Annotated in this window: 5 protein-coding genes; 1 reads left to right on the top strand and 4 read right to left on the bottom strand. The window is 72.8% G+C overall.

Annotation, left to right across the window (positions count from 1 at the left end; genetic code table 11):
• Positions 1 to 15: 15 nt before the first annotated feature.
• From COA07_RS04385 to COA07_RS04400, 4 genes are read right to left on the bottom strand one after another with little or no spacing between them, the layout of a single operon-like run.
• Entirely contained in the window at positions 16 to 2,154 is a 2,139-nt protein-coding gene (locus COA07_RS04385; protein WP_096640471.1) for a tetratricopeptide repeat protein, read from the bottom strand.
• On the bottom strand, positions 2,147 to 3,505 hold the full coding sequence (gene prsR, locus COA07_RS04390) for a PEP-CTERM-box response regulator transcription factor (protein WP_066713189.1): 1,359 nt from the start codon (positions 3,503 to 3,505) through the stop codon (positions 2,147 to 2,149). Before prsR ends, COA07_RS04385 begins: the two co-directional genes overlap by 8 nt.
• Positions 3,502 to 5,550 (bottom strand): XrtA/PEP-CTERM system histidine kinase PrsK, encoded by a 2,049-nt coding sequence (gene prsK, locus COA07_RS04395; protein WP_096640473.1) that lies wholly within the window; start codon positions 5,548 to 5,550, stop codon positions 3,502 to 3,504. The genes prsR and prsK overlap by 4 nt, the downstream gene beginning before the upstream one ends.
• Before the next feature lie 4 nt (positions 5,551 to 5,554).
• Positions 5,555 to 6,946: a TIGR03013 family XrtA/PEP-CTERM system glycosyltransferase gene (locus tag COA07_RS04400; protein WP_096640475.1), complete on the bottom strand. Its 1,392-nt coding sequence runs from the start codon at positions 6,944 to 6,946 to the stop codon at positions 5,555 to 5,557.
• A gap of 190 nt (positions 6,947 to 7,136) precedes the next feature.
• On the opposite strand from COA07_RS04400, the gene COA07_RS04405 reads away from it, so the two are divergent.
• Positions 7,137 to 7,446, top strand: a 310-nt coding sequence (locus COA07_RS04405) for a sugar phosphate nucleotidyltransferase (RefSeq protein ID WP_245841994.1), incomplete at its 3' end; no start/stop codon positions are given.

Raw genomic sequence — 7,446 nt, forward strand, 5'->3', positions numbered from 1 at the left:
TCCTCGCCGCGCGGCTCAACCCGGCGGCAGGCTGGCGAGCAGGCGGCGCGCGCCGTCGCGGTCGGGCACGTCGGCACGGCGCAGCAGCGCGGCGAGGAGCGCGCGCGCCTCCGCCGGCCGGTTCGCGCCCGCCAGCGCCTGCGCGCGGTGCCAGGCGATCGTCGCGTCACCGGGCGCCGCCCGCGCCGCCTTGTCGAGCAATTGCAGCGCCGCCGCCACCTGCCCGCGGCCCAGCAACGCCCAGCCATAGGCGTTCGCCGCAGCGGCGCGCATCGGTTGCAGCCGATAGGCGGCGCACGCCAGCTCCAGCCCCGTCGCCGGATCGTCGGCATCGCTATAGGCACCCGACAGGCCGGCGAGCAGCAGGTCGTCGCGCATCCCCAGATCGGTGCGCAGCCGTTCCAGCGTGTCGATCGCCTCGTCATCGCCCGCCGCGCGCTGCACATTTGCCAGCGTGCGCCGCGCCGCGACATTCTGCGGATTCTGGTCCAGGAACAGCGCCAGCGCCTGTGCCGCGCCGGGCCGGTCGCCGGCCATCGCGCGCGCCTCCACCAGCCGCAGCATCACCGACTGGTCGAACCGCAGGTCGGCGGCGCGGGCATAGTCGCGCGCCGCCGCCGCCCAGCGCCCGGCGGCGGCATCCAGATCGCCCTCCAGCATCGCTGCCGCCGGCGCGCCGGGGGTCTGGCGCGCGATCCGCTGCGCCAGTGCGATCGCCTCCGCCGCGCGCCCGTTTTCCAGCAATCCGCGGACATAGGCGACCGCGGCGCGCGGATCGTCGGGCACCTTGCTCACCGCATCGGCAAGCACCGCCTGGCTGTCGTCCTGTCCGAACGGCGCGGCATAGGGGCTGGGCACCGCCGCCGCGCGGTCCAGGAACCGCGCCGCCCAGTCGCGCTTGCCCTGCGCCTCGAACGCACGCGCCACCAGCGTCAGCGTATAGCTGTCGGCATCGCCGCGCAGCGCGATCGGGCGCAGCACCGCCAGCGTCCCCGTCGCATCGCCTGACCGCAGCAGCGCCGCGCCCAGCAGCCGCCGCGCCACCAGGTTCATCGGCTGGCGATCCAGCAGCGCGCGCCATTTCAGCGCCGCCTGCTCCAGCCGCCCCGCGGCATAATCGGTCGCGCCCGACAGCAGCAGCCCGCCCGGCAACCCGTCCAGCGCGCCGCCGCTGCGATCCAGCAGGTCCGCCGCCAGCTGCCGCTTGCCCGCGCGCGCGGCGATCACCGCCAGCAGGTAATAGCCCTGCGGACTGTCGCGCCGCGTCATCAACGCCCGCCGCGCCGCCGCCACCGCCTCGCCATTGCGGCCCAGGTCGCCCAGCGTCGCGGCATATTCGACCAGCGCCGGATGGTAATAGGGGTCGCGCCGCAACGCCGCCGCGAACCACGGCAACGACGCGTTCAGGCCGTAGCGGCTGCGCACCACCTCTCCGGCCAGCACCAGCGCCGACAGGCTGGCACGATCGGCCGCCAGCGCGCGCTGCACCGCCTCGCTCGCCCCCGCCACATCGCCCAGGTTCCAGCGGACGCGCCCCAGATCGACCCACGCCGCCGCGTCGCGCGGGTTGCGTGCCAGCAATGCCTGGAGCAGCGCCACGCCGCCCGCGGTATCGCCCTTGTCGGCCAGCGCGCGGGCGCGGGCACGCTGCGCCAGCGGATCGCCGCCGGCCTGCGCCGCCTCCGCGATCGTGCCGTCGGCATCGTCCTGCAGCTGCCGCGCGGCGGCGCGCAGCGGATGCAGCGTCGCCGGGTCCACGCCCGCCGCGGCGGCACGGTCCACCGCCCCCTCCGCCGCCACGCCCTCGCCCAGCAGCAGGTTGGCACGCGCCAGCCCGAGCTGCGCTGCCGCATTGTCGGGCGCGGTGCCGGTCGCGGTCAGGAAATGATAGCGTGCCGCCGAATAATTGGCCTGCGCCAGCGCCGTCTCGCCCTGGCGGATCGCGACCAGCGGATCGGGTCGCTCCGCGCGCCGCGCCAGCGCGACGATCGCGAGCACCACCGCCCCGGCCAGCAGCAGCGCCAGCACCGCCCGCACCCGCGCGCGCGTCGCCACCCGCCGCACCCGCGTGCCCAGGCCGCGCCTTGGCCCGTGCCGCCGACGCCGCCGCCAGCCGCGCTGCGCCAGCGGATGATCCCCCGGCGCCTCACGCATTCAGGTCGTAGCTTTTCATCAGATCGTACAGCGTCGGCCGGCTGACCCCCAGCAACCGCGCGGTGCCGGAGATATTGCCGTCCGCCTGCGCCAGCGCGCGGCGGATCGCGATGCGATCGGCCGCCTCGCGCACCGCGCGCAGGTTGATCGCCAACGCCGCGTCATCGCGCGCGGCAAGGTCCAGGTCCGCCGCGGTCGCCAGCTTGCCATCGGCCATGATGACCGCGCGCTTCACGCGGTTTTCCAGTTCGCGCACGTTCCCCGGCCATCCCCAGGCGTCGATCGCGGCGGCGGCATCGGCCGAAAAGCCGGTGACCGCGCTGCCCATCGTCCGCGCGAACCGCGTCAGGAAATGCCGTGCCAGCAGCGCCGCGTCGCCCGATCGCTCGGCCAGCGACGGGATGCGCACGACGATCTCGGCCAGCCGGTAATACAGATCCTCGCGGAACCGGCCGTCCGCCACCATCGCGTCGATATCCTGATGCGTCGCGCACACGATCCGCGTGTCGACCGCGATCGGCTTGCGCCCGCCGACCCGCTCGACCACCCGCTCCTGCAGGAAACGCAGCAGCTTGACCTGCAACGCCAGCGGCACGTCGCCGATCTCGTCCAGGAACAGCGTGCCGCCGTCGGCCTGCTCGATCTTGCCCGGCGTCGTCTTCACCGCGCCGGTGAACGCGCCCTTCTCATGCCCGAACAATTCGCTTTCCAGCAGCGTATCGGGGATGGCGGCGCAGTTGATCGCGACGAACGGCGCATCGCGCCGGCGCGATGCCTCGTGCAGCCCGCGCGCCAGCACTTCCTTGCCGGTGCCGCTCGCGCCCAGCAGCATCACCGTGATGTCGGCGGGGGCGACGCGCTCGATCGTGCGCGTCACCTTCAGCATCTCGGGCGCGGCGGTGATGAGGCCGCCCAGCGGATGGTCCTGCACGCGCGCCGCCAGCCGGCGGTTCTCCGCCTCCAGCGCATGGACGTGGAACGCGCGCGACACGATCAGCCCCAGCTGGTCGATGTCGATCGGCTTCTGATAGAAATCCCACGCGCCGCCCGCGATCGCCGCCAGCGCGGATTCACGCGCGCCATGGCCGGACGCGACGATCACCTTCGCATCTGGCTTCAGCGCCAGTATCTCGGCCAGCGCGCGCAGCCCCTCGGTCGTGCCGTCGGGATCGGGCGGCAACCCCAGGTCGAGCGTCACGACCGCCGGCTCGTGCAGGCGCAGCGCCTCCAGCGCGGCGGCGCGGTCGCCCGCCACCACCACCTCATAACCGTCATAGGCCCAGCGCAGCTGGCGTTGCAGCCCGGCATCGTCCTCGACGATCAGCAACGTCGGGCGGGGTGCGTCGGTCATGCGGCGGCCTCCATTACGTGCGAGCGCGGCAGGATGACCCGGAACCGGCTCCCCTCGCCCTCGCGGCTCGTCACCACCAGCCGCCCGTGCATCGCCTCGACCAGCTGCCGCGCCTCGAACGCGCCCAGCCCGAAGCCGTACGGCTTGGACGACACGAACGGACGGAACAGCCCGTCGCGCACGAAATCGGCGGCCATCCCGCCGCCCTGGTCGATCACCTCGATGAACACCTCGTCGCCTTCGTCCCCCACGACCATCGTGACCGGCTGACCCGCCGCGCTTGCCTCTACCGCGTTCTGAATCAGGTGCCCCAGCACCGTCTCCAGCGCCGCGGGATCGGCCAGCGCCATCGCCTCCTGCCCGCCCGCACGCAGCGGGTGCTGCGCGCGGTGCGCATCGGCCAGCCGCTCCGCCAGCGCCAGCATCGCCACCGGCTGCCGCTCGCCCGCCGGCCCGGCCTGCCGCTGCGACAGGCGCGCGAGCAGCGCGGTCATCCGCTGCGACGAATCGCGCAGCGTCGCGATCATGTCGGCGCGGAATGCCGGATTGTCGGCGTGCCGCTCGGCGTTGCGCGCCACCAGCGCCATCTGGCTGACCAGGTTCTTCAGGTCGTGCAGGATGAACGCGAAGCGGCGGTTGAACTCGTCGAACCGCTGCGCCTCCGCCAGTGCGCCATGCGCCTCGTCCTCCGCCAGATAGCTGGCCACCTGTCGCCCCGCGACGCCCAGCAGGTCGAAATCCTCCCAGTCCAGCGCGCGTGCCACCGGCGGCGGCGCCAGCATGATCGCCCCGATCAACCGGCCGCCGTGGAGCAACGGCACCAGCGCCCAGCCATCGGCGCGGTCGGTCATCCACGCCGGCACCAGCGCGGCCTCCTCCGCCGGGGCGCGTCCCGCCTTCACCGCCGGCAGGTCGATCACCCGCCCGGTCCGTTCCAGATAGTGCGCCAGCGCGGCGCTGCCGCCCTCCTCCGGCGCCGCCTCGCACCGCCATGCCGCGCGGGCGCGCAGCCTGCCCGGCTCGCTGGTCAGCAGCAGGCCGGCGGGCGATTCGGTCAGTTCGGCCAGCGCGGTGACGACGCGCACGGTCAGGGTCGCGCCCTTCCCGCCATCACCGCCCAGCGTCTCCGTGAAGCGCAGCCAGGCGTTGCGATAGTCGTAGCGGTGCCGGAACAGGTGCTTGGTCACCACCACCTTGGCCCAGCCGCGCAGCCACGGAGTCGATGCCATCGTCAGCACGCTGGCGGCCGATCCGAACACGAACGCGGTCTGCACGATCCGCGCCTGGCTGCCCGCCAGCGATCCCAGATATCCGGTGACGATCCCGGTCGCCAGCACGTACAGCCCCGCCAGCACCGCCGCCGCCGCCTGCAACGCCACCGTGCGCGACGCGCGGATCGCGCGCGCCTCGCCCTGTTGCGCCGCGAACATCACCAGTGGCGCGACCACCACCATCACCGCGCCGCGCGCGACCGTCATCATCGGCGGCCAGCCGTCGATGATGAACGCCAGCACGTACACGACCAGATCGGTGGTCCACATCAACGCCAGCGCCGCCAGCATCACGTGGCGCGCGCCCCCGCCCTGTTCGCCCGCGCCCAGCAGCGCGCGCTGCATCAGCACCAGCGCACCGACGCTGCCCAGCATCCGCATCGACAGGCCGGTCGAATCGAGCGCGCGGATCGCCTCGGGCAGCGTCACCATCGCCGCCGCGATCGCGGTCCCCGCCGCCAGGACGAAGCACAGCGCGGTGGCCGCATAGGCGCCCAGCCGCGCCGGTGCCTCGGTCCCCCGGCCGGCGCGCGCGACGACCGCCAGCACCGCCAGCCACGCCAGGTCGCGGAGCGCCCCGGTCACCCGCGCCGCGACGTCGCCGCTGCCGATCCCGGCGATCGCCAGCGCCCACAGCGCCGTCGCCACCACCGCCACCGTCAGCAGCCAGCGCGCGACCGGCGCCGCCCCGCCCGACCGCGGCAACGTCACCGCGACGCCGCAGAACAGCAGCGCGACCAGCGAATGGATCCAGATGACCGACGTCGGCGTCATCGCGTCACCGCGCGCCTTCGGGCCACAACACCACGCGCAACGTCTGGAGCAGGATCAGCAGGTCGAGGAACGGGGAATAGTTCTTGGCGTAGTACAGGTCGTATTCCAGCTTGTTGCGCGCATCCTCGACCGACGCACCATAAGGATAGTTGATTTGCGCCCAGCCGGTGATCCCCGGCTTCACCATATGCCGCTCGGCGTAATAGGGCAGCTCGCGCTCCAGCTCGGCGACGAATTGCGGGCGTTCGGGGCGCGGGCCGACGAAGCTCATATCGCCCTTCAGAACGCTCCAGCATTGCGGCAGTTCGTCGATGCGCACGGTGCGGATGAAGCGGCCGACGCGGGTCACGCGCGGATCGCGCTTCTCCGCCCACACCGCCTTGCCGCCCACCTCGGCATCCTGCCGCATCGACCGCAGCTTCACGATATCGAACGGTTCGTTGTACAGCCCGACGCGGCGCTGGCGGTAGAAGGCCGGGCCGGACGATTCCAGCACGACCGCGATCGCCGCGATCGCGATCACCGGGAACGTCAGCGCCAGCACGATCAGGCTGGCGACGATGTCGAACGCCCGCTTGGCGATCGTCGACAGGAACCGCCCCGACGAAAAGCCGTCGGAGAAGATCAGCCACGACGGATTGACGCTCTGCAGGTCGATCCGCCCGGTTTCGCGCTCCAGGAAGCTGAAGATCTCCGACACGCTGACCCCGGTGGTCTTGACGCGCAGCAGGTCCTGCAACGGCAGCGCGTTGCGCCGTTCCTCGATCGCCAGCACCACCTCGGTCGCGCGCAGCGTGGTGACGTGATCGGCCAGATTGTCGATCGCACCGCGCGGTACCGCGCCGTCCACCGCCGGTGCATGGGTGTCGCCCATCGCCACGAAGCCGGCGACGACGAAGTTCGCGCCGTTGCGCGCCGCCAGCCGCTCGATCCGCGCCGCGCGCGGCCCCGCGCCCAGCACCACCACCCGGCGGCGCAGCGCCTCCCCGCCGATCGTCCCGCGCGCGGCGATGCGCAGCGCCACCAGCCCGCCCAGCGCCAGCAGCATCGCGTAGAACAGGTTCGATCGCCAGAAGGTGATCGCCGGCACCAGGAAGAAGATCACCGACAGGAACAGGATGCCCAGCGACACCGCCACCAGCAACCGCGACACCGCGAAGCGCACCGAATGGAGCGCGCCGGGGCCATAGGCGCCGACCGCGACCATCGCCAGTTGCAGCGGCACCGCGAACGACAGCAGCTGCGGGATACGCGTGGCGGGGTGGTCCGGCGCCATGCCGATCTGCCACGCGCGCACCTGCCATCCCGCCTCCGCCGCCAGCAGCAGCAGCACGAAGTCCAGCAGCCCGAGCAGCAGCACGGCGTTGGGCACGTAATGTTTGAACAGACGGACCATCGGCCGGTGTCGGTCCCCGGAAATGACGCGAGCGATACCGGGCGAGCTATCGCCGCAATTGGCAAAGAAAGGCTGAACGACGCGTCATCACACCCGCCGCGCACGGGCGACGGACCCTTTGGCAGGCCTGGCGGTTATCGCGGCGGCGGCGCGGTCCACGCGCCGTCACGGGGGAAAGGGTAGTTCATTGATCGACATCGTTCCGGTGATCCTGTCGGGCGGATCGGGGACGCGGCTGTGGCCGCTGTCGCGGGCGGAGAAGCCCAAGCAGTTCCTGTCGCTGACCGCGGCGGAAACGATGCTGCAGCTGACGGGGGCGCGCACGCAGGGTGACGGCTTCGCCGCGCCGGTGGTGGTCGCCAACGCGGCGCATGCGGACGAGGTGGAGGCGCAGCTGGCGGCGGCGGGCGCGACGCCGCAGGCGCTGGTGCTGGAGCCGGTCGGGCGCAACACCGCGCCGGCGATCGCGCTGGCGGCGCTGGCGACCGATCCGCACGCGG

The sequence above is a fragment of the Sphingomonas adhaesiva genome, from assembly GCF_002374855.1.
GTDB classification, from domain to species: Bacteria; Pseudomonadota; Alphaproteobacteria; order Sphingomonadales; family Sphingomonadaceae; genus Sphingomonas; species Sphingomonas adhaesiva.